Genomic DNA, 24,213 nt, shown 5'->3' on the forward strand with positions numbered 1-24,213 from the left:
CCAGAAGACAACAGACAACCCATTCCAACTGGAGACAACCGATGACACCGACCTGCCGGAAACTGCTGGTTGCCGCGGCCGCCTGCATGCCGCTGCTGGCCGCCGCGGCCTGGCCCGACCGCCCGATACGGATGATCGTGCCCTATTCCGCCGGTGGCGGCGCCGATAACACCGCGCGCGTGATCGCGCAGCACCTGAGCACTACGCTGGGTCAGCAGGTGGTCATCGACAACCGCCCCGGAGCGGCCGGCGTGATCGGCGAGGAAGCCGTGGCGAAGGCCACGCCCGATGGCTATACGGTGCTGTATGACGCGTCCGCGTTTGCCGTGAATCCGAGCCTTCGCAAGCTGTCGTTCGATCCGCTCAAGGACTTCATCCCGATCTCGCTGGTGGCCACCGCCGCCAATATCCTGGTGGTGCCGCCCAATGCGCCGTACAAGTCCATCAAGGAGTTCCTGAGCTATGCGAAGGCGCACCCGGGCAAGCTGACGTTCGCGTCGGCCGGCGCCGGCAGCGGGTCCCATCTGGCCGGGGAAATGCTCAACGCCAAGGCCGGCATCGACCTGATGCATGTGCCGTACAAGGGCGGCGCCCCGGCCCTGACGGATGTGATGGGCAACCAGGTATCGGCTTACTTCGGCAACGTCGCGTCGACGCTCAACTACGCCAGCACCGGCAAGCTGCGCGCGCTGGCGGTGACGTCGCTCAAGCGCAATGCCGGGCTGCCGGATACGCCGACGCTGGCGGAAAGCGGCCTGCCCGACTTCGAGGTGCTGGAGTGGAACGGCATCTTCGTGCCGCGCGGCACGTCGCCGGAGATCGTCCAGCGCCTGGCAAAGGAAGTGCAGGCGGCGGTGGCCGACCCGAAGGTGCAAGACAAGCTGCGTCAGCTCGGACTGGAACCGGTGGGCAATTCGCCCCAGCAGTTCAGCAAGTTCGTGCAGACCGAGGCCGCGCGCTGGGGCGCGCTGGTCAAGGCTCGCCATATCAACGCGGAGTGAGGAACGCCATGCGCAGCAAGCTGTTTGTGCCGGGATCGCGCCCGGAATTGTTCGACAAGGCGCTGGCCAGCGCGGCGGATGCGTTGTCCTTCGATCTGGAAGACGCGGTGGCCGAGCCGCGCAAGGCCGAGGCCCGCGCCGCCTTGCAGGACCTGCTGACATCGGGACACGCCACGCCGTCGGGCAAGACGCTGATCGTGCGGGTGAACGGCCCCGAGACGCCGCACTTCCAGGCCGATGTCGCCGCCGTGGTCCGGCCCGGCCTGCACATGATCAACGTGCCGAAAGTGGAGCATGTGGACCAGGTCCGCGAGGCCGCGCAGGCCGTGGCACGGGCCGAGGCCACGAATGGCTTCGGCTCCGGCGGCACGCCCGGCGCGGCCGCGCCGGTGAAGTTGCTGCTCAATATCGAATCGCCGCGTGGCCTGCGGCTGGCGTATGAACTGGCCGCCGCCGACCCGCGCGTGGCCGGGCTGCAGCTTGGGCTGGCCGATCTGTTCGAGCCCGCCGGCATCCATCGCCGCGAGATCGCCGCGATCAGCCAGGCGATGTTCGGCTTGCGCATCGCCGCCGCCGAAGCCGGCGTGTTCGCCTACGACTCCGCATTTGCCGACGTCCGCGATGCGGAAGGCTTCCGCGCCGAGGCTGCCCTTGCGCGTCGTCTGGGCTTCCTCGGCAAGAGCTGCATCCATCCAAGCCAGATCGCGCTGGCCAACGATGTGTTCCGTCCGTCCGATGCGGAGATCGCCGCCGCGCAGCGCGTCGTCGCGGCGGCCGACGAGGCCGATGCCAGTGGTGTCGGCGCATATCTCGTCGATGGCAAGATGGTCGACCGCCCGTTCGTTGACCGCGCCCGCGTGGTGCTGGCGCAGGCGCGTTCGCTGGGGCTGATCGCCGGCTGAATCGGGCTGCATCGGTAGTCTTGCGGCGGGGGTGTACGCTATTCCGCAATCTCTGAAGCATCACGGCGCTGGGCCGCGATGCTGGCTGGGAAGCGAGCGGAAGGACAACCCGTATGTATATGATCTACTGGACCGAGGCCACCAGCGAAGGACTCGCCCCACATGCCCAGACGTTCCCCGGCGATGCGCTGAAGGAGGCGCTGCAGTTCACTGAAGCGCTGCGGCGGCGGCAATTCGCCGGGGAGCCCGTGAGCTTTGTCACCCTGTGCTCGGAGAATCCCAACGCCGTCGGCAAGCCGGGGGCAGCGGACCCGCCGGCGGACTATGAATGGAAAAAGCGCCGGCGGTAGTCGCCGGCGCTTTGCATTGCCTCAGGGCCATCCCGGCCAACCTGGCTATCTGCGGGCCATCTGCGGGCCATCCCGGAGCGCGTCCCGGGCCGCGTGATCCCGGCTGTGGCTCCCCATCCCATCGACCCGTCACTGCTAGCCCGCCATCACCCCCGAATCTTCCTCTGGCGGCTTGACCCGGAACCACGCTGCATAGAGCGCCGGCAGGAACAGCAGCGTCAGCACGGTGGCGATGACCAGCCCACCCATGATGGCCGCCGCCATCGGCCCCCAGAACACGGAGCGCGACAGCGGGATCATGGCCAGCACGGCAGCGGCGGCGGTCAGGATGATCGGGCGGAAGCGGCGCACGGCGGCCTCCACGACGGCATGCCACGGCGCCACGCCGGCCTTGATGTCCTGCTCGATCTGGTCCACCAGGATCACCGAGTTGCGGATGATCATGCCCAGCAGCGCCGTGATCCCGAGCTGGGCTACGAACCCCATCGGCGCGCGCAACAGCAGCAGCGTGGCCGCCGCGCCGATCAAACCCAGCGGTCCGGTCAGGAACACCATCACCGCACGCGAGAAGCTGTGCAGCTGGAGCATCAGCAGCGTGAAGATCAGGAAGATGCACAGCGGCAGCTGCGCGGCGATCGACGCGCCGGCCTTGCCGCTTTCCTCCTGGGCACCGGCCACGGAGATCAGGTAGCCCGGCGGCAGGTTGGCGCGCAAGTCGTTCAGCTTCGGATTGATCTGCGCGGTAACGGTCGGCCCCTGGATGCCATCCACCACGTCCGCCTGCACGGTGATGCCGAAGTCGCGGTTCTCGCGCCAGATCACGCCCGGTTCGGACTTCAGCGTGACGCGGGCCACCTGCGTGAGCGGCACCGCCCTGCCGGTGTTGGTCGGCACCAGCACGTTGGTCAGGTCGGACATCGCATCGCGCTCGCTCTTGGGCGTGCGCATGACGATGTCGATCAGCTTGTCCGCATCGCGGTATTGCCCCACCGGCACCCCGGTCAGCACGGCCTGCGTGGCGCGGGCGATGGCGTTGGTCGTCACGCCCAGCGCACGCGCCTTGTCCTGGTCGATCTCCAGGCGCAGCATCTTGACGTTCTCGTTCCAGTTGTCGTTCACGCCGATCGTGTTGGGGTTGGCGCTCATCACAGCACGCACCTGGTCGGCCACCTTGCGCACGCCAGCGGCGTCCGGCCCGATCACGCGAAACTGCACCGGATACGCCACCGGCGGCCCGTTGGGCAGCAGCTTCACGCGCCCGCGCATCTGCGGGAACTCGGCCGCCAGCACCTGCATGATCCGCTTGCGCAGCGCATCCCGCGCCTCCACCGTCACCGGCATGACGATGACCTGCGCCACGTTGCTCTGCGGGAAGATCTGGTCCAGCGGCAGGTAGAAGCGTGGCGCGCCCGTGCCGACGAAGGTGGTCAGGCTGTCCACGGCCTTGTCGCGGCGCATGGCCACCTCGAAGCGCTTGGCCTCCTTCTCCATCTGGGCGAAGCTCGTGCCCTCGGGCATCCACAGCTCCACCATCAGCTCCGGGCGGCTGGAGTCGGGGAAGAACTGCTTCTCGACGAAATTGAACGCGTAGATGCCAAGCGCAAAGGTCACCATCGTCACCGCGATCACGGACTTGCGCCACGTCACGCACCAGTTCACCAACTGGCGGAAGCGCGAGTAGAACGGCGTATCGAATACCTCGTGATGGCCGCCGTCGTTCGCGCGGGTCTTCAGCAACAGGTAGCCGAGATACGGCGTGAAATACACCGCCGCCAGCCACGACAGCACCAGCGCCAGCGCGGTCACGGCGAAGATCGCGAACGTATATTCGCCCACCGTCGACTTGGCGAGACCCACGGGCAGGAAGCCCGCCGCGGTGATCAGCGTGCCGGTCAGCATCGGCATGGCCGTCGACGTGTAGGCAAAGGTGGCCGCCTCCATCTTGGAGAAGCCCTCCTCCAGCTTGCGGACCATCATCTCCACGGCGATGATCGCGTCGTCCACCAGCAGGCCCAGCGCCACGATCAGCGCGCCGAGCGATATCTTGTGCAGCCCGATGCCGAAGATATTCATGAACAGGAACGTCACGGCCAGCACCAGCGGGATGGTCAGCGCCACGACCAGCCCGGGGCGCACATCTAGCCGCAGCGGCCGCGTATGCAGGCCCAGCGAGACAAAGCTCACGCCCAGCACGATCACCACGGCCTCGATCAGCACGTGCACGAATTCGCCGACGGACCGCTTGACGGCCTGAGGCTGGTCCTGGACCTGGTCCATCTCGATGCCGATCGGCAACTGGTTGTGCAGGCCGTCCACCACGCGGCGCAGCTCCTTGCCCAGCGCGATGATGTCGCCGCCCTTTTCCATCGAAATGCCCAGCCCGATCACATCCTTGCCGTTGAAGCGCATGCGGCTGGCGGGGGGATCGATGTAGCCGCGGTAGACATGGGCGATGTCGCCCAGCCGGATGTTGGCGATGCCGTTGGGGCCACGCAGCACCAGGTTCTGCAGGTCTTCCACGCCACCGAGCTGGCCGGTGATGCGGACCTGGAGGTTGTCGGTGGGGGTGACCAGCACGCCGCTGCCCGTCGGGTTGTTCTGCTCGGCGATCTGATTGGCGATGGCGTTGATATCCAGCCCCAGCTGGGCAAAGCGGGTCTGGTTGAACTCGACGTAGAGCTTTTCGTCCTGCAGCCCCAGCAGCGTGACCTTGGCCACCGCCGGCACCCGCAGCAGTTCCTGGCGCACCAGGTCGGCGTACTCGCGCAGTTCCTTGTAGGTAAAGCCATCCGCGGAAAGTGCGTAGATCGATCCGTAGACATCGCCGAACTCATCGTTGAAGAACGGCCCGCGCACGCCCTGCGGTAACGTCTGCGCGATATCGCCGATCTTCTTGCGCACCGTGTACCAGATCTGCGCGGTGTCCTTGGCCGGCGAGTTGTCCGCCAGTTGGAAGATCACGGTGGTTTCGCCGGGCTTGGAAAAGCTGCGGATCTTGTCGGCGTAAGGCACTTCCTGGAGCTGGCGCTCGATCTTGTCCGTGACCTGCACGGCGATCTGCTCCGCGGTGGCGCCCGGCCAGAAGGCCTGCACCACCATCACGCGGAACGTAAACGGCGGGTCCTCGTCCTGCCCGAGCTGGAAGAACGCCAGCAGGCCGCCCACCAGCAGCACGACCAGCAGGTAACGGGTCAGCGGCTGGTGCTCGAGCGCCCAGCGCGACAAATTGAAGCGGGAATGTTCCATCCGGCCGCCCTCAGCCCTGGCGGCTTGCGAAGGCGCTCGCGTCCGCGGCGCCCGGGCTGGATGCCGGCTGCGCCGGCGTCACGCCCTGCATCGGCTTGACCTTCTGGCCCGCCTTGAGCAGGTGCACGCCCGCCGTGACGATGGTCTGGCCCGGCGTCAGGCCTTGCCGCACCTCGACCTCGTTGCCCTGCGGCTCGCCCAGCGTCACCGTCACGGGCTTGACCGTGCCACTGCCGCCCTGCCCGCCCTGGTAAATCCAGACCTGGTTGTTGCCGCGTTCCTGCAGCAACGCAGTCAGCGGAATGCGGATGGCGGCGGCCTCGCCGGATCGCGTGAACGTCACCACGGCGGTCATGCCGAAGCGCAGGTCGGCGGGGGCATTCGGCACGGATACACGGGTGGGATAGGTGCGCGTGACCGGGTCGGCGGCTGCGGAGATCTCGCGCACGCGGCCTGGCAGCACGCGGTCCGGCTCGGACCAGGTGCGGACGCTGACGTCGGTGGTGCCGCGCAGCATATCCACCTGGTCTTCGGGCAGGCCGATCGCCACTTCCTTCTCGGCGGTCTGCGCCACGCGGATGACTGGCTGGCCGGGCGTGACGACCTGGCCGATCTCGGCGTCCACCCCCGTCACCACGCCGTCGCCGTCGGCCGTCAGCACGGCATAGGTAGTCTGGTTGGATTGATTGCGCAGATTGGCCTGCGCCTGATTCAGGCGCGCCGCCGCGGCGTCAAACGTGGCCTGGCGGCGATGCTGCTCGGCGGCGCTGATAAAGCCCTTGGCCGCCAGTTCGTTGTAGCGCTTGAGGTCCGACGCCGCGAGGTCGCGATCGGTCCGGGCGGCCTCGTACTGGGCACGCGCGCCGGTTTCGGCCAGCGCCAGGTCGGTGGGATCCAGCCGGGCCAGCGGCTGGCCCTTCTTCACGGCGGCGCCCACATCGACCAGCCGGGCGGAAATCTTGCCGCCGACGCGGAACCCCAGCCGGGATTCGATGCGCGGGCGGACATCGCCGGAAAACTCGAACGACGTCTTGCCGGCGGCCGGGTGCAGTTGCATCAACCGGACCGGGCGCACATCCTCCACCGGTTCCGCCTTCTTGCCACAGCCCGCCAGCGCGAGCATGCCTGCGACGGCGGCAGCTGCCGCCAGCGCCCCCAGCCCCCCTTGCGGCCACGCGCGGCGGGCTGCAATGGCGCCGAGGCGTCCGGCTGGCATCGGAGATACATCAACGTCGGCGGCCGCGACTTCCGGCCTGGGATGAGGCACTGGCATGAGTTAAGCGTCTTGAGTCGGTGGAACGTCGGATGAAGCCTGTTACAGCGATGGGGCGACCAGCGCGCGACAGCGAGGCGACCGGAAATCGATCAAAAAGCGATCGACAGGCGACCCGTGCTGCCATGCGGCGAATGAGGAAGGCGTCTCGCGGCGGCCCTCTGGGGAGCCTGCCGTGGAATAAATAACTGGCCGGTCAGTAATATAGCGATCGACCCCGGGTGCGTCAAACGCCGGGCGACGAATAGACGAAATTCTCGACTCAGCGGCACCCGATCCAGGCCGACAGCGGGCGATGTTACAATTCGCCGCTTTGGCGCCCCCGCCGCCGCCCCACTACACAGAGACTGGCGTGACGCCCGATCAGTATTGCCAGGACAAGGCCGCCCAGAGCGGCTCCAGCTTCTACTACAGCTTCCTGTTCCTCCCGCCCGAACGCCGCCGCGCCATCACGGCACTCTATGCCTACTGCCGCGAGGTCGATGACATCGTCGACGACAGCCATGACGCCGGCGTCGCCCACCAGCGACTGGACTGGTGGCGCGCCGAACTGCGTCGCCTGTATGACGGCAACCCGACACATCCCGTGACGCAGGCGCTGCAGCCACACCTGGCGCCCTGCGGCCTGCCGCAGTCGGAAATGGCCGAGGTGCTCGATGGCATGGAAATGGATCTGGCCCAGTCGCGCTATCTCGATGAGGCCGGCCTGAACCGCTATTGCCACTGCGTGGCGGGCGTGGTCGGCATGCTGTCGGCACGGATTTTCGGCTTTACCGATCCGAAGACGCTCGCGTTCGCGGACAAGCTCGGCCTGTCGCTGCAACGCATCAATATCGTTCGCGACGTGGGCGAAGACGCGCGCCGTGGCCGCATCTATATTCCCGTGGATACGCTCCAGCGCTTCCAGGTACCGGCCGCCGATATCCTGCAGGCACGCCATTCGGATCGCTTTGTCGCGCTGATGCAGGATCAGGCGGACAAGGCGCGTGCGCTGTATCGTGAAGCCCTGGCGTTGCTGCCCCGGCAAGACCGCCGCGCCCAGCGCGCCGGGCTTGTCATGGCCGCGATCTACCATGCGTTGCTGGACGAAGTGCAGGCCAGCCAGTTCCAGGTGCTGACGCAACGGATCGCCCTGACGCCGCTGCGCAAGCTCTGGATCGCCTGGAAGACCTGGCTGCGCAACGGCTGAGATTCACCTTTCCCTGAATTGCCCGCACTGACAGACACCATGACCACCGCCACGCCCTCGCTCGGCCAGTCGATTCTGGACCGCGCCGACGCCCTCGCCCGTTTTTCCGATATGGAGGGCGGCCTGACTTGCGCGTTCCTGACGCCGGCGCATCGCCAGGCGCAGGCGCAGCTCGTGCAATGGATGGAAGCCGCCGGCATGGCGGTGCGCGTGGACGCCATCGGCAACGTCATCGGCCGCTATGCCGCCGATCCGGCCGTGGCCGATCCGAAAGTGCTGATGACGGGATCGCACTTCGATACCGTACGCAACGGGGGCCGGTACGACGGTCGGCTGGGCATCCTGCTGCCGATCGCCGTGGTGGGCGCGCTCAATGCCGCTGGCATCCGGCTGCCCTATCACTTTGAGGTGGTGGGCTTTGCCGAAGAGGAAGGCCTGCGCTTCAAGACCAGTTTCCTGGCCTGCAGCGTGCTGGCCGGCCGGTTCGATCCCGCCCTGCTGGACCGCGAGGACGCCGATGGCGTGACGATGCGTGCGGTGCTGGCCGAATCCGGTCTGCCGGGCGCTGGCGATGTTGAAGCGCTGCGCGCCGCCGCCATCGACCCGGCCACGCTGGCCGGCTTTGTCGAAGTGCATATCGAACAGGGACCGGTGTTGCTGCATCGCGGGCTGCCGCTCGGCATCGTCACGCAGATTGCCGGTAGCAGCCGCTTCCAGGTCCGCGTGGACGGCCTGGCCAGCCACGCCGGCACCACGCCGATGGGCATGCGGCGCGACGCTGCCGCGGGCGCAGCCGAGATGATCCTGCTGGTCGAGGACCGGTGCGCGCAGGTGCCAACGCTGGTCGGTACGGTCGGCCAGTTGCAGGTGCCGAACGGATCGAGCAATGTGATTCCGGCGTCATGTCAGTTTTCGATGGATATTCGTGCGGGAGAGGATGGCATTCGCGAAGCCGCGATCGCCGACATCCTGAGCGGCATCGAGCGGATCGCCGCGAGGCGCGGGCTGACCGCGACGGTGGAACGCGTGACCCCGGTCAACAACGCGCCGTGCGCGCGCTGGCTGATGGATCAATTCGCCGCGGTATTGAAGAAGCGTGGGCTGGAGGCCTTCGAGCTGCCGTCCGGCGCCGGGCACGACGCGATGATGATGCAGCGGATGACCGATGTGGCGATGCTGTTTGTCCGGTGCGGCAACGGGGGTATCAGCCACAATCCGCTGGAAACCATCACCGTCGAGGACGCCCAGCAGGCAGCGGAAGTCTTTGTGGATTTCCTGCGGCACTTCCGGCCACAGGACTGATGCGAGGGCGGCAGAATGCCGCAGTTCGGGCACGGGAGAGGCAGCGTGGCGGTCAGCCGCCCTGGTACATCTCCCGCCCGAGGTCGTAGAGGTTCTTGCGCAGCGTCTTGCGCTCGTCTGGCGACAGCTTGGGCTTGCCGCCTGCCGGGCCCTGTCGGCCGGCACGCTCGGCCATGTCGCGTTCCGAGCGGTATTTTTCGGCGCGTCCGCGGGCCTCGCGCTGATCGGCCTGTTCGCGTTCGCGTTCCCGTGGGGGCGCGGGAGCGGCCGCGGCGCTGGCGTTGGCGTCCTCGCCCTGCTGGGATTTGGGGTGAAGCAGGTGTGCCATCCCGGCCGACTGGGCGCGTGTGCCCCCTGGCACCAGGATGACAACCATGGCCAGGCCGGCAATCCATGCAAGCCGCGCGCCGATAGCGCGACGCAGGGTTTGCCCGTGCCGGTTTTGCTTCACTTTCATTGGATAATGGCGGTTTTGACTGTAGCCCCCGGCGGTCCCCTTGACCGCCACCCGCTGGCGCATCCGCCGCTCTCTGCCCGACGGCAGGCAGCTGTGCCAACGTCGTCGTGATGAGGAATGGATGCCCGTGGTGACCGAGTTTTCCGAGTGCGCGAAGGCGCGATCAGGAAACGGTTTGCGGAGTGTAAATGCACGAAAGGTGCACGCCGCCATACCACGGGGTAAAGTATGTAACGTTTTGTTAAGCCATTTTGAGCGAAAGCGATAATCGCTAAGATACCGCCATGGAAAATACCAGCCACAAGATTCTCGTCGTGGACGACGACCCGCGTCTGCGCGACCTGCTGCGCCGTTACCTTGGCGAACAGGGGTTCACGGTCCTCGTGGCGGAGAACGCCACCGCCATGAACAAGCTCTGGCTGCGCGAGCGCTTTGACCTGCTGGTGCTCGACCTGATGATGCCCGGCGAAGATGGCCTGTCCATCTGCCGCAGGCTGCGCGGCGCCAACGACCAGACGCCGATCATCATGCTCACCGCCAAGGGTGAGGATGTGGACCGCATCGTCGGCCTGGAGATGGGTGCCGACGACTACCTGCCCAAGCCATTCAACCCGCGCGAACTGATCGCGCGCATTCACGCCGTGCTGCGCCGCAAGGGCCCGGCCGAAGTCCCGGGCGCTCCGTCGGAAACGCCGGAGACCTTCGCGTTCGGCGATTTCGTGCTGAACCTGGCCACGCGCACGCTGACCAAGAACGACGAGGAAATCACGCTGACCACCGGGGAATTCTCGGTGCTCAAGGTGTTTGCCCGCCATCCGCGCCAGCCGCTGTCGCGCGAAAAGCTCATGGAAATGGCGCGCGGCCGCGAATACGAAGTATTCGACCGCAGCCTGGACGTTCAGATCTCGCGCCTGCGCAAGCTGATCGAGCCGGACCCGGGCAACCCGCGCTTCATCCAGACGGTCTGGGGCCTGGGCTATGTCTTCATTCCCGATGGCGTGAAGTAATCCCGGTCGTCCGCAGTCAGTATCGTGGCGACCGCTCTCGGCCGAACCGCAACGCGCTTCTTTGGTTCGCTGTTCTGGCGAACCTTCATGCTGATCGCCCTGTTGCTGGCGATCTCGCTGGGCATCTGGTTCCAGAGCTATCGGCTCTTTGAACGCGCACCGCGTGCCCAGCAGATCGCCATGCAGGTGGTCAGCGTGGTCAAGCTCACCCGCGCGGCCCTGCTCTACTCCGATCCCGCGCGGCGTCGGTTCCTGCTGCTCGACCTCGTCCAGAACGAGGGCATCAAGGTTTATCCGCGCGAAAAGGACGACGATTTCGCCGCACCCACGGCCAACCCGTTCCTGACGCAACTCGTGCAGCAGGAAATTCGCGGCCGGCTGGGCGAGGACACCGTCATCGCCACCACGGTCAACGACATTCCCGGCGTCTGGGTCAGCTTCGAGATCGAGGGCGACGACTACTGGGTGGCGATCAGTCCCGAACGTTTCGAGCGCGTGCCTGGCATCCAGTGGCTGTGGTGGAGTATTGCCGCGCTGCTGCTGTCGATTATCGGCGCGGCCTTCATCACGGCGCGCGTCAACTACCCGCTCAAACGCCTGGCCAACGCGGCGCGCCTGATTGGCGCCGGTGGCGACGCGCCGCCGCTGCGCGAGCACGGCGCCAGCGAAGTGGCACAGGCCAACCACAGCTTCAACCAGATGGTGCGCGACCTGCGCCAACTGGACGACGACCGCGTGGTGATGCTGGCCGGCATCTCGCACGACCTGCGCACGCCGCTCACGCGCTTGCGGCTGGAAACCGAGATGTCACCGGTGGATAACACCACGCGCGAAGCCATGATCGCCGACATCGAACAGATGGACGCCATCATCGGCCAGTTTCTCAACTACGCGCGCCCGGGCCAGGAAATGGTGGAACCCGTGGACCTCTCCGCGCTCGTGCAGGACGCTGTCGGCGTCTATGCAGCGCACGATGACGTGCGCGTGCACGTGCGTGCCAACGGCCCCGTCATGGCCGTGGCCAACCGCATGGAGATTCAGCGAATCCTCGACAACCTGGTCGAGAATGCGCGCCGCTATGCCAAGGACGAGGAAAGCGGCATGGCCGAGGTGGAGATCTCCACGCGGCTCGAGGACAAGGAAGCGGTGCTCACCGTGGCCGACAGCGGTACTGGCGTGCCCGACGCGCAATTGTCCCTGCTGACGCGACCGTTCTATCGCCTTGACAGCGCCCGCAGCGAGGCCAAGGGCGCCGGGCTGGGCATGTCCATCGTCAACCGCATCCTGCAGCGCAACGGCGGCCGCCTGGTGCTGGCCAACCGCCAGCCTCCCAAGAGCGGTCTCGTCGTCAGCGCCTTCTTTCGCCGCGCCTGAGCGTCTTCGCCGGAAAGCTGGTTCCGGTGCACATCCCCACGCCACTGACAGGTTTTCGACAGCATTTGATAGGGATTTGAAAGGCTGTTGACAGGGATTTGACAGCGTCACAGCGCACACTTGCCGCCATCGACAGGCCGATGCATACCGTTGCATCCCCAGCCATGGCGCCGCCTGCCGCAACACCCCCTACGCCCTGGCTGAATCGATCGAACAACATGCCGCCGACCCCAAGGCGGTGACCGAGAGACAGCCATGTCCAGCACTCCCAATACTCAGCACGGGTTTCGCACCGTGTTCCGCGTCGTCAGCGGCAACTTCCTGGAAATGTACGACTTCATGGTGTACGGCTTCTATGCCGCCGCCATCGCCAAGACGTTCTTTCCCAGCGGCAATGAATTCGCGTCGCTGATGCTTTCGCTGGCCACGTTCGGCGCCGGCTTCCTGATGCGCCCGCTGGGTGCCATCGTGCTCGGCGCGTACATCGACCATCATGGCCGCCGCAAGGGCCTGATCGTCACGCTGATCCTGATGGCCCTTGGCACGTTGCTGATCGCACTCGTGCCTGGCTACGCATCGATCGGCGTGGCCGCGCCGCTGCTGGTGCTGTTTGGCCGGCTGCTGCAGGGCTTCTCCGCTGGCGTGGAGCTGGGCGGCGTGTCCGTGTACCTGTCCGAGATCGCCAAGCCCGGCCACAAGGGCTTCTACGTGGCCTGGCAATCGGCCAGCCAGCAGGTGGCGGTGATCTTCGCCGGCTTGCTGGGCGTGATCCTGCACGCCACGCTGGCACCGGCGCAGATGGATAGCTGGGGCTGGCGCGTGCCATTCCTGATCGGCTGCCTGATCGTGCCATTCCTGTTCCTGATCCGCCGTTCGCTTGAAGAGACCGAGGAATTCCTCACACGCAAGCATCGCCCGTCGATCCGCGAGATCTATCGCTCGATGCTCGACAACTGGGGCATCATCATCGCCGGTTGCCTGATGGTGGTGATGACGACGGTGTCGTTCTACATGATCACTGCGTACACGCCGACGTTCGGCAAGACCGTGCTGAAACTCGACGACGTCGACAACCTGATCGTCACGATGTGCGTGGGCCTGTCCAACTTCATCTGGTTGCCGCTGATGGGCGCGGTGTCCGACCGCGTGGGACGCAAGCCGCTGCTGATCATCTTCACCATCGCCACGCTGGTGACGGCTTACCCTGCCGTGTCGTGGCTGGTAGCCGAGCCCTCGTTTGGGCGCCTGCTGATGGTGGAACTGTGGCTGTCCTTCCTGTACGGCAGCTATAACGGCGCGATGGTCGTCACGCTAACCGAAGTGATGCCGGCCGCCGTGCGCACCGCGGGCTTCTCGCTGGCGTACAGCCTGGCCACGGCGCTGTTCGGCGGTTTCACGCCGGCCATCTCCACGTACCTGATCCACGAGACCGGCAACAAGGCCGCGCCGGGCCTGTGGCTGATGTTTGCCGCCGCGTGCGGGCTGGTGGCCACGCTGGTCATCTTCCGCTCCAGCCGGATGCAAGCCGCGCTGCGCACCGCCTGACGCACGACTCACAAAGCCAGCGGCGCTTCGCCATCGCCGCCGGCGAAGCGCATCAAGACGCCGCCTTCATACGCCTGACACACTGGTGCCTCACCGGTGGCACGCAGGAGTATCAAGGCGGCGCGTGTCACCACGAATTTTCTCCATCCTTTCGCCCTGCGCGTCCGCGCATGGCATACTCGCGCTTCCCCGCCCGTCCCTCGGGCACATGCCGCTCTTTCCCCCGTCGTACCTGTCCCTATCGGCCTGTTTGAGAATATCAATTGGCCGCGACACCCTTTGACGACGGATAATTCTGTTTTTTCGCGACTCGCATCGCACGTCCCGAAGACTTCACTTCGAGACCCGGCGCGTATCGCCCGCCTCACTCTGTTCAACCGTATCAGGAGAAGTCTATGAAGACCGTTGGTGACAAGATCGAAGCCTTCCACGTCGTTGGCGTCAAGCCGGGTTTCAACAACCACGAAGAGAACGGCCAGTCGGCTTTCGAAGACATCACTGAAAAGTCGTTCGAAGGCAAGTGGAAGATCATTTACTTCTACCCGAAGGACTTCACCTTCGTGTGCCCGACCGAAATCGTGGCCTTTGCCAAGCTGAACAATGACTTCGCCGATCGCGACGCGATCGTGCTGGGCGGTTCGACCGACAACGAGTTCGTGAAGCTGGCATGGCGCCGCGAACACAAGGACCTGAACAAGCTGAACCAGTGGCAATTTGCCGACGTGACGGGCTCGCTGGTGGACCAGCTGGGCGTGCGCGACCAGGCAGCCGGCGTGGCCCTGCGTGCCACCTTCATCGTCGACCCGGACAACGTGATCCAGCACGTGTCGGTGAACAACCTGAACGTCGGCCGTAATCCGGAAGAAGTCCTGCGTATTCTGGACGGCCTGCAAACGGACGAGCTGTGCCCGTGCAACCGCGCGGTCGGTGGCGCCACGCTGTAATCTGCTTTACCTGCCAACCGCCCTCCGGGGCGGACCGGCGCGCGTGGAGGGCGGCGTCCCTCCACGTCAAAACCCGCTCTGTGCGGGTTTTTTGAGCCCTGGACGATAGGAGAAATAAATGGAATTCCTCAGCACGATTAAGAACCGGATCCCCGACTTCGCGAAGGACATTCGCCTGAACATCGATGGCACGATCGCGCGCTCTTCGCTGGAAGGCAACGATGCCGTTGCCGTTGCGCTGGCCGCCGCCTTTGCCGCCAAGAGCAAGGTCATCGTCGATGTGATTCGCAACGCGAACGTGCTGTCGCCCGAGGAAGTCACCGCCGTGCAAACCGCTGCCGCGCTGATGGGCATGAACAACATCTGGTATCCGTTTGTCGAGATGGCCGAGGATCCGGATCTGGCCAGCCAGCCCGCCGGCCTGCGCATGAACGCCTACGCCACCCATGGTGGTGTGGACAAGCGCCGCTTCGAGATGTATGCACTGGCCGCGTCGATCATCGGCAAGTGCCATTTCTGCGTGAAGTCGCATTACCAGCTGCTCAAGGACGAGCAAGGCATGAGCGCGCAGCAGTTGCGTGACGTGGGCCGTATCGCGGCCGTCATCGGCGCCGCCGCCAACGTGATCGCCGCGGAATAAACACCACGGCAAACATCGCGCGGCAAGTTGTCACGACGTTGCCACACTGTCGACGTCGCCGACAACGCCATGTGCACGAGACAAGCCGGCAGCCACCGCAAGGTGCTGCCGGCTTTTCATTGGCGGATGCGCAACACGGCGCGATACCCTGTTACGGGGACAGTCGGATGTCACCGGTGCATTTGTGCATCGGACGGCCTACAATCGACAAAAGGACACGGAGACTTTTCCCGCCATGAGCACCTTGCCTTCGCATACTTCGCCCCGCTTCCGCTTTCGGCTAGCGGCGGCTTACGACTGGGGCGACATCGCCACGGTCACGCAGCAGGCCTACGGTCAGTATGAGCTGGAGATCATGGAAGATTGTCGCGCATCGTTTCAGCGCGGCATGCAATCCGTGCTGGCCGCCAAGGACAATCCCGACATGGAATGGTGGGTGGCCGAGGGCGACCACGGCATCAGCGGTGCCGTGCTGTTTTGCCATCCGGGCGCCACGTTGCCCGCGCTGGATGACAGCACCATCACGCTGACGCAACCCGAGGCACGACTGCTGTCCGTGAGCCCGCAGGCGCGCGGACTGGGGCTGGGCCACACGCTGATGCAGATCTGCATCCAGCGTGCCCGCGACATCGGCTCCCCTACGCTGGTGGTGCGCACGATGCCGGAGATGGATTCGGCCAATCGCCTCTGCCAGCAGATGGGCTTTCAGAAACGCACCGAGGCCGGCGCGCGCAGCGGCTCCATGGGCCGCCTGATCGACTACACATACGCGATCACGCCGGAAGAAGCGCCGGCCCCCGCGCCGCCACCGGCCTGAACAGGCTTTTCGAGGCAACCTCTTAATCCTGGGCGTCGCCGCTTCTGCGATAGATCAGTACCGCAGCCTGCGCGACGATGCCTTCCTCGCGCCCTTCGAACCCAAGCTTCTCGTTGGTCTTGGCCTTCACGTTGCAACGCGTGACGGGCAATCCCAGGTCTTCCGCGAGGTTCGCCACCATGCCCGCGATATGCGGCGCCAGCTTGGGCTTCTGCGCGATCACGGTCGCATCCACGTTACCCAGCTCATAGCCGGCCTCACGCACACGCCGGGCAGCCTCGCGCAGCAGCAAGCGGCTATCCGCGCCGGCGAAGTTGGGGTCCGTATCCGGAAAATGGCGACCGATATCGCCCAGCGCCGCGGCACCGAACAATGCGTCCGTCACGGCGTGCAGAAGTGCGTCGGCATCGGAATGACCCAGCAGCCCGCGGTCATGGGGAATGTCCACGCCGCCCAGGATCAGCTTGCGGCCCGGCACCAGGGCGTGCACGTCATAGCCCTGGCCAATACGGAAATCAAATGGATTCAATGCGGCTCCTTGCGGAAGTCTGTTGGGGTTGGCGTCGGATTACCGTTTGGGCGACGTATGGCTCGCGCCCGTGCCGAGCAGCACGTCCGCCAGCGCAAAGTCTTCCGGGTAGGTCACCTTGAAATTGCGCAGCGATCCGTTGACCAGACGCGGATGCAGGCCCAGGCGCTCGATCGCGCTGGCTTCGTCCGTGACGACCGCGCCGGCCGCCATCGCATCCTGCAACGCCTGCCGTAGCACACCCACGCGGAACATCTGGGGCGTCTGCGCCTGCCACAGGCCCTCGCGCGAGACCGTGGTGCCAATGCGGGCGCCGGCATCGGCGCGCTTGAGCGTGTCCGGGACCGGCACGGCCAGGATGCCACCAATGGCTTCGTTGGCATCGTCGTCGGCCTCTACCGCCCGGACGAGAGAATCGATCATGGCGGGCGTCAGTCCGGGGCGGGCGGCATCGTGAACGAGCACCCAGTCCGTATCCACCGCGCCCAGCTGCGCAAGGTGATGCAGGCCGGCAAGCACCGAGGCGTGGCGCGTATCGCCGCCCACGAAAGCGGTGTCGAAGCGCAGCCCCGCGAACATTTCGGCGCCAAAGCGCGATTCCAGCGGCATGTCGTCCGGGGCGAGCACAAGTGCGGTGGCGCTGATGGCCTCGCTCGCGGAAAACGCCGCCAGCGCGTACCAGATCATCGGACGGCCAGCGACCGTCTGGTACTGCTTGGCGACATGGCCGCCAGCGCGGCTGCCGGTACCGGCACAGGGAATCAAGGCAAATCGGCGATCTGACACGGGCGTGAGGGGCATGGAATTAGGAAACCGGCCAGCGAGCCAGCCGGTGCGCATTCTATAATACGGCCCTTGCCTGCCGCCACGGCCTGACCGCGAGCGCCGGGCCATGATTGCATCCCCCCGCCCGCATTGCCGGCGGGGCGTCGTCGTTTTGGACCGCCCAGCTGCCAATGCCTGACACCCAAGCCGCTTTCCCCTTTGCCAACCTGCCGCTGGTCAAACCCGGCATGCGCCATGCCGTGGCCGGCCTGACCGGCTCCGCCGACGCGTTGCTGGTGGCCGCCTACGCGCGCCAGCACAAGGGCAGCATGCCGATGCTGGCCGTGGTCTGCGCCAGCGCGATGGACGCCCAGCGCCTGGCCGAGGAAATTCCGTGGTTCGCGCCGGAATTGCGCGTGCGCCTGCTGCCCGACTGGGAAACCCTGCCATACGACAGCTTCTCGCCGCACCAGGATCTGGTCTCGGAGCGTCTGGCGACCCTGCACGACATCCAGGGCGGCCAGTGCGATGTGATGCTGGTGCCGGCCACCACGGCGCTCTACCGCCTTGCGCCGCCCTCGTTCCTGGCGGCCTACACGTTCTTCTTCAAACAGGGCGAGCGGCTGGACGAGGATGCGCTCAAGGCGCAGTTCACGCTCGCGGGCTACGAGCACGTCAGCGCCGTGATGCGGCCCGGGGAATACAGCGTGCGCGGCGGGCTGATCGACCTCTACCCGATGGGCTCCGCGTTGCCGTACCGGATCGACCTGTTTGGCGACGAGATCGAGACCATCCGCGCCTTCGACCCCGACACGCAACGCAGCCTCTATCCCGTCAAGGAAGTCCGCTTGCTGCCGGGCCGCGAATTCCCACTCGACGAGGCCGCGCGCACGGCCTTCCGCGGCCGCTGGCGCGAGGTCTTCGAAGGTGACCCGACCAAATCGCCGATCTACAAGGACATCGGCAACGGCGTGCCGTCCGCCGGCATCGAGTACTACCTGCCGCTGTTCTTCGCGCAGAGCGCGACGCTGTTCGACTACATGCCGGAAGGCACCCAGCTCGCGTTTGCCGGCAATGTCGACGAGGCGATCCGCCGCTTCTGGGCCGATACCACGCAACGCTATACGTTCATGCGGCACGACCGCGAACGCCCGCTGCTGCCGCCATCGGACCTGTTCCTGTCCGACGAGCAGTTCTTCGTGGGGGCCAAGCCGCTAGCCCGGCTGGTGCTGCAACGCGACGCCGCGCCGTCCGGGCAACCATCCTTCTCCGGCACGCTGCCCGATGTCTCGGTCAACCGGCGTGCCGAGGATCCGCTTGTCAATCTGGAGTCGCTGCTGCTCGACAAGGCTACGCGCGTGCTGATGTGCGCGGACTCCGCCGGTCGACGCGAAACGCTGCTGCAGCTATTTGCCGAAAGCGGCCTGCGTCCGCAGACCGTGGATGACTTCGCCGCATTCCTGGCGGGCGACGCGCATTTCTCCATCGTCGTTGCGCCGCTGCAGAGCGGATTCGCCCTGCCGTCGGTGCAGCTGGCTTTCGTCACGGAGGCCGAGCTCTACGCCGGCACGGCGCGCCGCGCGGGCCGCCGCAAGCAGGAACAGGCCAGCGCCGTCGACTCGATGGTGCGCGACCTGGCCGAGCTGAAGATCGGCGATCCGGTCGTGCATAGCGATCATGGCATCGGCCGCTACCAGGGTCTGGTCACGCTCGACATGGGCCAGGGCGACGAGGAATTCCTGCACCTGGACTATGACAAGGGCAGCAAGCTCTATGTACCGGTGCATCAATTGCACGTGATCTCGCGCTACTCGGGCGCCGATCCCGATACCGCGCCGCTGCACCATCTGGGCTCCGGCCAGTGGGACAAGGCCAAGCGCCGCGCCGCGCAGCAGATCCGCGATACCGCCGCCGAACTGCTGAACCTCTACGCGCGCCGCGCCGCGCGCGAAGGCTTTGCGTTCCCGCTGTCGCCGAAGGACTACGAGACGTTCGCGGAGAGCTTCGGCTTCGAGGAAACGCCGGATCAGGCCGCGGCCATCGCCGCCGTCATCGCCGACATGACTTCCGGCAAACCCATGGACCGCCTGGTGTGCGGCGACGTCGGCTTCGGCAAGACCGAGGTGGCGCTGCGCGCGGCGTTCGTGGCCGTGCTCGGCGGCAAGCAGGTGGCCATGCTGGCGCCCACCACGCTGCTGGCCGAGCAGCATTTCCAGACGCTCTCCGACCGCTTCGCGGAATGGCCGGTGCGCATCGTGGAACTGTCGCGCTTCAAGACGAAAAAGGAAATCGACGCCGCCATCAAGCAGATCAACGATGGCACGGTCGACATCGTCATCGGCACGCACAAGCTGCTGTCGGACGAAGTCAGGTTCCAGCGGCTGGGGCTGGTCATCATCGACGAGGAACACCGCTTTGGCGTGCGCCAGAAGGAGGCGCTGAAGACGCTGCGCGCCGAGGTCGACATCCTGACGCTGACCGCCACGCCGATCCCGCGCACGCTGGGCATGGCACTGGAAGGGCTGCGCGATTTCTCGGTCATCGCCACCGCGCCGCAGAAGCGGCTGGCGATCAAGACCTTCGTGCGGCGCGAGGAAGACGGCGTGATCCGCGAGGCCATCCTGCGCGAGCTGAAGCGCGGCGGGCAGGTCTACTTCCTGCACAACGAGGTCGAGACCATCGACAACAAGCGCGCACGGCTGGCCGAGCTGGTGCCTGAAGCCCGCATTGCCGTGGCGCACGGCCAGATGCATGAACGCGAGCTGGAGCGCGTGATGCGCGACTTCGTCGCACGCCGCGACAACATCCTGCTGTGCACGACGATCATCGAGACCGGCATCGACGTGCCGACCGCGAACACCATCCTGATCCACCGCGCCGACAAGTTCGGGCTGGCCCAGTTGCACCAGTTACGCGGCCGCGTGGGCCGGTCGCACCATCAGGCCTATGCCTACCTCCTCGTCCATGATGTCGACGGCCTGACCAAACAGGCGCAGCGCCGGCTCGAGGCCATCCAGCAGATGGAAGAGCTGGGCTCCGGCTTCTACCTGGCCATGCACGACCTGGAGATCCGTGGCGCGGGCGAGGTGCTGGGCGACAAGCAGTCCGGCGAAATCCACGAAATCGGCTTCCAGCTCTACACCGACATGCTCAACGCCGCGGTGAAGGCGCTCAAGGCCGGCAAGGAACCTGACCTGATGGCGCCCCTGGCGGCTACCACGGAGATCAACCTGGGCACACCGGCATTGCTTCCCAACGACTACTGCGCCGACGTGCACGAGCGCCTGTCGCTCTACAAGCGGCTGGCCAACTGCGAGACGGCGGAACGCGTCGACGACATCCAGGAGGAGCTGATCGACCGGTTCGGCCGCCTGCCCGCGCAGGCCCAGGCACTGGTGGAGACCCACCGGCTACGCATCGCCGCGGCGCCATTGGGCGTGCGCAAGATCGACGCCGGCGAGGCCAGCATCAGCATGCAGTTCGTGCCGAACCCACCGATCGACGCGATTCGCATCATCGACCTGGTGCAGAAGAACCGCCATATCAAGCTGGCGGGGCAAGACAAGCTGAAGATCGAGGCCAAGATGCCCGATGTGGCCGTGCGAGCCCAGACCATCAAGCACACCCTGCGTCAGCTGGCCTGACCGTTCCCGGCCCGGAACTGGCTCGTTTCCAGCGCCGGGTGTAGGATCAACCCCTTGACGAATCAACCAGTTTCAAGTCCCATGCACGCCCACGCCGACACCCAACGCCCCGCCACCGAAGCCCCGAAGCGCGGCAGCGCGCTCGAATGGACCCAGCGGCTGGTGTCGTTCGATACCACCTCGCGCCACTCCAACCTCGGCCTGATCGAGGCCGCACGCGATCACTTCCTGGCCAAGGGCTTGCGCCCGCATCTGAGCTACAACCCGCAGGGCGACAAGGCCAATCTGTTCGTGACCGTGCCGGCCGCAAATGGCGCCACGGACGGTGGCATCGTGCTGTCCGGCCACACGGACGTCGTGCCGGTCGATGGCCAGAACTGGACCACGGATCCGTTCAAGCCCGTGATCCGCGACGGCAAGCTCTATGGCCGTGGTACCTGCGACATGAAGGGCTTCATCGGCACCAGCCTCGCGCTGCTGCCGACCATCCTTGAAGCGAAGCTGCGCGAACCGGTGCACTACGCGTTGTCGTTCGACGAGGAAATCGGCTGCATGGGTGCGCCTTACCTGCTGGCCGAGTTGCGCGACCGGGGCGTGCGCCCCGGCGGCTGCATCGTCGGCGAACCAACCAGCATGCGCGTGATCGTGGCTCACAAGGGCATCAATGCCTACCGTTGCTGCGTGAAGGGGCAGGCCGCGCACTCGTCGCTGACGCCGAAGGGCGTGAACGCGATCGAATACGCTGCACGCATGATCTGCTTCATCCGCGACATCGCGGACGAGTTCAAGGCCAACGGGCCGTACGACCAGGCATTCGACGTGCCATTCACGACCGCATCCACGGGCACGATCCAGGGCGGCATCGCACTGAATACGATCCCCGCGTTGTGCGAATTCGTGTTCGAGTTCCGCAACCTGCCAGGCGTCGATCCGGAAGCGATCTTCGCGCGCGTCCAGGGCTACGCCAACGACGTGCTGCTGCCGAAAATGCGCGCCGAGCATGCCGACGCGGCCCTGACGCTCGCCAAGATTGCCGCGGCGCCGTCGCTGGACGCCGCGGAATCGGACGCCATCACGCAACTGGTCCGCACGCTGACCGCGGATCGCGAAACCAACAAGGTTGCGTACGGCACGGAGGCCGGCCTGTTCCAGCGCGCCGGCATTCCGGCCGTGGTCTGCGGCCCCGGCGATATCCAGCAAGCCCACAAGCCCGACGAGTTCGTGGCGCTGGAACAGCTCGAAGCCTGCGAGGCATTCCTGCACAAGGTGGTGGACAGCCTGCGCGTGGCAGCCTGAGCCACGCACCGACGGCTGCCTGTTTGCAGCCTGGGATTGCGGCCTGGGCGATCCGGGCGATCTGGGATTGCGGCCTTGGGCCGCGACCCGGGCAGCAGCCCCGCGCAAAGTGCCTGCCCGGCCTGCCGGAAGGCTTACAATATCGCCTTTCCCCGGTCTGCCGAACCGGGCCGGATGTCATCCGCCCTGATCCAGACCTGCCCAGACCGGTCCCGCCCTGCCCTCGATTCAAGCTCGCCTCGTCCCTGCCGTCATGCCCCTGATTCTCCAGAGCCTCGCCCCGCTGACCCCCGCCGATCTCGACGCCATCCGCCCCATTGCGGACGCCTCCGCATTCGCATTGCGGTCGGAGACCGTCGCAGCCGCCGATGCATGCGCCCCGCTGTCGCCGGCGCTGCGTGAAGCACTGGACACCGTGTGCGCCCCGCGCGGCATCGACTGGGCCGTGGTGCCGGCCGGGCGGAAGTTGTCGGATTTCCGGCTTGTGGCGATGGATATGGACTCGACACTGATCACGATCGAGTGCATCGATGAAATCGCCGACTTCTGCGGGCTCAAGGCGGAGGTCTCGGCCATCACCGAAGCCGCCATGCGCGGTGAAATCACTGACTTCAACGAGAGCCTGCGCCGTCGCGTGGCGCTGCTCAAGGGCCTGGATGCCAGCGTGCTGGATCGCGTCTACGAGGAACGCCTGCGCCTGTCGCCGGGCGCCGAGCGCATGCTGCAGGCCGTGCAGGCGCTGGGCCTGCGTACGCTCCTGGTCTCGGGCGGCTTTGTGCATTTCACCGACAAGCTCAAGCCGCGCCTGAAGCTGGATTTCACGCGCGCCAACACGCTCGAAATCGTCGACGGCAAGCTCACCGGCAATGTCGTGGGCGAAATCGTCAATGCCGACGTCAAGGCACGCACGGTGCGCGAGGTGTGCGAGCAGATCGGCGCCGATGTGTCGCAAGCGATCGTCATGGGCGACGGCTCCAACGACCTCAAGATGATGGCCGTGGCGGGGCTGTCCGTGGCGTTCCGCGCCAAGCCCGTGGTGCGCGCACAGGCTGGCGTCGCATTCAACCATGTCGGACTGGACGGCCTGCTGAATCTTTTCCCCGGCTAATCCCCGCCTGCTTCCCCCGCTTTTCCCCCGCTTCCCCGTTTTTCCACGATGTCCGGCCAGCCGCGCCGGACATCGTCCAAAACTCCCCTCACGCTTTCCCCCTTCATCGCCATTTCTCCGCAGATCAGCTCAGAAACGTACTGAAACGCCTCACAACATCGTGATTTGCTTGTGAAAACAAATGCGAATCATTATTATTGAGGATTCCCCGACTCTTCTGATGCCGACCGCATGCAAGCGTTAGCCGTATTGCTCGGACTGGCCGCCGCCGCGTGCCTGTACCTTGCCGCGCCCAACCAGGTCCTGTTCGTGACCGCCAGCGGCGACGGCCGACCGCCCGTGGCGCCCACCCTGCTGTGCTGGCTGGGCCTGGCCCTGACGCTGGCCAGCGCATGGACCATGAGCGTGCCCGAGGGCTGGCCCGTGGCCATCGCCGCCACGCTGATCACGCTGACCTGCAGCCTGTCGCTGTGGCCGTTCATCGGAACGTGGCTGCAGCACCGGCGCGGCCTGCAACGCGAGGAGAGCACGTCATGATGGGCACCAAATGGCTCGCCGGCGCACTGCTGGGATTTCCGCTGGCGATCGCGCTCTGCACACTCGGCATCCTGTGGCTGCCCGGCGGCTGGGAGGGCGGCGTCGTCGCGGCCGTCACGCTGAGCTTCGTGCTCTATGTGGCCATCGTCAGCCTCAGCCTGCTGTTCGCCACCAGCCGGGGCGCCTGGCTGTGGCTGGCCGGCGCCAATCTCGTCTGCTTTGGCATCCTCTGGGCGCTGCGCCTGATGCATGCCATGCCGGTCGCATCCACGCTGTCCGGATCGTGA

21 protein-coding genes are annotated in these 24,213 nt (G+C 66.0%); 16 read left to right on the plus strand and 5 right to left on the minus strand.

The genetic code is table 11. From position 1 onward, the window contains the following. The first annotated feature begins 41 nt into the window (after positions 1-41). From BLR29_RS16485 to BLR29_RS16495, 3 genes are all read left to right on the plus strand, one after another. Entirely contained in the window at positions 42-1,001 is a 960-nt protein-coding gene (locus tag BLR29_RS16485; RefSeq protein WP_092138082.1) for a Bug family tripartite tricarboxylate transporter substrate binding protein, read from the plus strand. 8 nt (positions 1,002-1,009) lie between these two features. Then, positions 1,010-1,903 (plus strand): HpcH/HpaI aldolase/citrate lyase family protein, encoded by an 894-nt coding sequence (locus BLR29_RS16490; protein ID WP_092138083.1) that lies wholly within the window; start codon positions 1,010-1,012, stop codon positions 1,901-1,903. A 113-nt stretch (positions 1,904-2,016) separates the two neighbouring features. Then, positions 2,017-2,253 carry a hypothetical protein gene (locus tag BLR29_RS16495; protein WP_092138084.1) on the plus strand — a complete coding sequence of 79 codons (237 nt, stop codon included), beginning with the start codon at positions 2,017-2,019 and terminating at the stop codon, positions 2,251-2,253. Between the two features lie 135 nt (positions 2,254-2,388). Here BLR29_RS16495 and BLR29_RS16500 read toward each other — a convergent pair whose 3' ends face one another. Both BLR29_RS16500 and BLR29_RS16505 read right to left on the minus strand, forming a co-directional pair. Continuing rightward, positions 2,389-5,499, minus strand: coding sequence for an efflux RND transporter permease subunit (locus BLR29_RS16500; protein WP_092138085.1), 3,111 nt, complete (start codon positions 5,497-5,499; stop codon positions 2,389-2,391). Between the two features lie 10 nt (positions 5,500-5,509). Further along, positions 5,510-6,715 (minus strand): efflux RND transporter periplasmic adaptor subunit, encoded by a 1,206-nt coding sequence (locus tag BLR29_RS16505; protein ID WP_255371284.1) that lies wholly within the window; start codon positions 6,713-6,715, stop codon positions 5,510-5,512. A 409-nt stretch (positions 6,716-7,124) separates the two neighbouring features. On the opposite strand from BLR29_RS16505, the gene hpnD reads away from it, so the two are divergent. Continuing rightward, positions 7,125-7,961, plus strand: coding sequence for a presqualene diphosphate synthase HpnD (gene hpnD / locus BLR29_RS16510; protein ID WP_092138087.1), 837 nt, complete (start codon positions 7,125-7,127; stop codon positions 7,959-7,961). Positions 7,962-8,000: 39 nt separating this feature from the next. Next, positions 8,001-9,263 (plus strand): Zn-dependent hydrolase, encoded by a 1,263-nt coding sequence (locus BLR29_RS16515; RefSeq protein ID WP_092138088.1) that lies wholly within the window; start codon positions 8,001-8,003, stop codon positions 9,261-9,263. A gap of 52 nt (positions 9,264-9,315) precedes the next feature. Here BLR29_RS16515 and BLR29_RS16520 read toward each other — a convergent pair whose 3' ends face one another. After that, positions 9,316-9,720, minus strand: a complete 405-nt coding sequence (locus BLR29_RS16520) for a hypothetical protein (protein ID WP_092138265.1) — start codon at positions 9,718-9,720, stop codon at positions 9,316-9,318. Between the two features lie 284 nt (positions 9,721-10,004). On the opposite strand from BLR29_RS16520, the gene ompR reads away from it, so the two are divergent. The 6 genes from ompR to BLR29_RS16550 all read left to right on the plus strand — a co-directional run bounded on the left by ompR (position 10,005) and on the right by BLR29_RS16550 (position 16,047). Further along, a complete protein-coding gene (gene ompR, locus BLR29_RS16525; RefSeq protein ID WP_006576352.1) occupies positions 10,005-10,727 on the plus strand; it encodes an osmolarity response regulator transcription factor OmpR in 723 nt (240 codons plus the stop codon). A 24-nt stretch (positions 10,728-10,751) separates the two neighbouring features. Then, entirely contained in the window at positions 10,752-12,101 is a 1,350-nt protein-coding gene (locus BLR29_RS16530; RefSeq protein WP_092138089.1) for an ATP-binding protein, read from the plus strand. Between the two features lie 255 nt (positions 12,102-12,356). Continuing rightward, complete coding sequence (locus BLR29_RS16535; protein ID WP_092138090.1) at positions 12,357-13,646, plus strand: MFS transporter; 1,290 nt, start codon at positions 12,357-12,359, stop codon at positions 13,644-13,646. A gap of 395 nt (positions 13,647-14,041) precedes the next feature. Next, positions 14,042-14,590: a peroxiredoxin gene (locus tag BLR29_RS16540; protein WP_092138091.1), complete on the plus strand. Its 549-nt coding sequence runs from the start codon at positions 14,042-14,044 to the stop codon at positions 14,588-14,590. Positions 14,591-14,708: 118 nt separating this feature from the next. Beyond that, complete coding sequence (locus tag BLR29_RS16545; protein ID WP_092138092.1) at positions 14,709-15,230, plus strand: carboxymuconolactone decarboxylase family protein; 522 nt, start codon at positions 14,709-14,711, stop codon at positions 15,228-15,230. A gap of 235 nt (positions 15,231-15,465) precedes the next feature. After that, positions 15,466-16,047 (plus strand): GNAT family N-acetyltransferase, encoded by a 582-nt coding sequence (locus tag BLR29_RS16550; RefSeq protein ID WP_092138093.1) that lies wholly within the window; start codon positions 15,466-15,468, stop codon positions 16,045-16,047. Between the two features lie 22 nt (positions 16,048-16,069). On the opposite strand, the gene ispF is transcribed toward BLR29_RS16550, so the two are convergent. Continuing rightward, positions 16,070-16,576, minus strand: a complete 507-nt coding sequence (gene ispF, locus BLR29_RS16555) for a 2-C-methyl-D-erythritol 2,4-cyclodiphosphate synthase (protein ID WP_092138094.1) — start codon at positions 16,574-16,576, stop codon at positions 16,070-16,072. Positions 16,577-16,615: 39 nt separating this feature from the next. Further along, positions 16,616-17,416 (minus strand): 2-C-methyl-D-erythritol 4-phosphate cytidylyltransferase, encoded by an 801-nt coding sequence (gene ispD, locus BLR29_RS16560; RefSeq protein WP_369804628.1) that lies wholly within the window; start codon positions 17,414-17,416, stop codon positions 16,616-16,618. 116 nt (positions 17,417-17,532) lie between these two features. On the opposite strand from ispD, the gene mfd reads away from it, so the two are divergent. From mfd to BLR29_RS16585, 5 genes are all read left to right on the plus strand, one after another. Next, positions 17,533-20,985, plus strand: a complete 3,453-nt coding sequence (gene mfd / locus BLR29_RS16565) for a transcription-repair coupling factor (RefSeq protein ID WP_092138095.1) — start codon at positions 17,533-17,535, stop codon at positions 20,983-20,985. Between the two features lie 81 nt (positions 20,986-21,066). Next, the gene (gene argE, locus BLR29_RS16570; protein ID WP_092138096.1) at positions 21,067-22,281 is read left to right on the plus strand and encodes an acetylornithine deacetylase; all 1,215 of its coding nucleotides are present in this window, start codon (positions 21,067-21,069) and stop codon (positions 22,279-22,281) included. A gap of 253 nt (positions 22,282-22,534) precedes the next feature. Then, on the plus strand, positions 22,535-23,389 hold the full coding sequence (gene serB / locus BLR29_RS16575) for a phosphoserine phosphatase SerB (protein ID WP_092138097.1): 855 nt from the start codon (positions 22,535-22,537) through the stop codon (positions 23,387-23,389). 231 nt (positions 23,390-23,620) lie between these two features. Beyond that, positions 23,621-23,926: a hypothetical protein gene (locus BLR29_RS16580; RefSeq protein ID WP_092138098.1), complete on the plus strand. Its 306-nt coding sequence runs from the start codon at positions 23,621-23,623 to the stop codon at positions 23,924-23,926. Then, the gene (locus BLR29_RS16585) at positions 23,923-24,213 is read left to right on the plus strand and encodes a hypothetical protein (RefSeq protein WP_092138099.1); all 291 of its coding nucleotides are present in this window, start codon (positions 23,923-23,925) and stop codon (positions 24,211-24,213) included. Before BLR29_RS16580 ends, BLR29_RS16585 begins: the two co-directional genes overlap by 4 nt.

Source organism: Cupriavidus sp. YR651, from assembly GCF_900101625.1.
In the GTDB taxonomy this organism is placed as follows: Bacteria; Pseudomonadota; Gammaproteobacteria; order Burkholderiales; family Burkholderiaceae; genus Cupriavidus.

Coding starts and splice junctions, on each gene's coding strand:
- BLR29_RS16490 (WP_092138083.1), top strand. CDS start 1,010: ATGCGCAGCAAGCTGTTTGTGCCGGGATCGCGCCCGGAATTGTTCGAC.
- serB (WP_092138097.1), top strand. CDS start 22,535: ATGCCCCTGATTCTCCAGAGCCTCGCCCCGCTGACCCCCGCCGATCTC.
- BLR29_RS16585 (WP_092138099.1), top strand. CDS start 23,923: ATGATGGGCACCAAATGGCTCGCCGGCGCACTGCTGGGATTTCCGCTG.
- BLR29_RS16505 (WP_255371284.1), bottom strand. CDS start 6,715: ATGCCAGCCGGACGCCTCGGCGCCATTGCAGCCCGCCGCGCGTGGCCG.
- BLR29_RS16550 (WP_092138093.1), top strand. CDS start 15,466: ATGAGCACCTTGCCTTCGCATACTTCGCCCCGCTTCCGCTTTCGGCTA.
- ompR (WP_006576352.1), top strand. CDS start 10,005: ATGGAAAATACCAGCCACAAGATTCTCGTCGTGGACGACGACCCGCGT.
- mfd (WP_092138095.1), top strand. CDS start 17,533: ATGCCTGACACCCAAGCCGCTTTCCCCTTTGCCAACCTGCCGCTGGTC.
- argE (WP_092138096.1), top strand. CDS start 21,067: ATGCACGCCCACGCCGACACCCAACGCCCCGCCACCGAAGCCCCGAAG.
- BLR29_RS16545 (WP_092138092.1), top strand. CDS start 14,709: ATGGAATTCCTCAGCACGATTAAGAACCGGATCCCCGACTTCGCGAAG.
- BLR29_RS16540 (WP_092138091.1), top strand. CDS start 14,042: ATGAAGACCGTTGGTGACAAGATCGAAGCCTTCCACGTCGTTGGCGTC.
- ispD (WP_369804628.1), bottom strand. CDS start 17,416: ATGCGCACCGGCTGGCTCGCTGGCCGGTTTCCTAATTCCATGCCCCTC.
- BLR29_RS16535 (WP_092138090.1), top strand. CDS start 12,357: ATGTCCAGCACTCCCAATACTCAGCACGGGTTTCGCACCGTGTTCCGC.
- BLR29_RS16495 (WP_092138084.1), top strand. CDS start 2,017: ATGTATATGATCTACTGGACCGAGGCCACCAGCGAAGGACTCGCCCCA.
- BLR29_RS16485 (WP_092138082.1), top strand. CDS start 42: ATGACACCGACCTGCCGGAAACTGCTGGTTGCCGCGGCCGCCTGCATG.
- BLR29_RS16580 (WP_092138098.1), top strand. CDS start 23,621: ATGCAAGCGTTAGCCGTATTGCTCGGACTGGCCGCCGCCGCGTGCCTG.
- BLR29_RS16515 (WP_092138088.1), top strand. CDS start 8,001: ATGACCACCGCCACGCCCTCGCTCGGCCAGTCGATTCTGGACCGCGCC.
- BLR29_RS16520 (WP_092138265.1), bottom strand. CDS start 9,720: ATGAAAGTGAAGCAAAACCGGCACGGGCAAACCCTGCGTCGCGCTATC.
- BLR29_RS16500 (WP_092138085.1), bottom strand. CDS start 5,499: ATGGAACATTCCCGCTTCAATTTGTCGCGCTGGGCGCTCGAGCACCAG.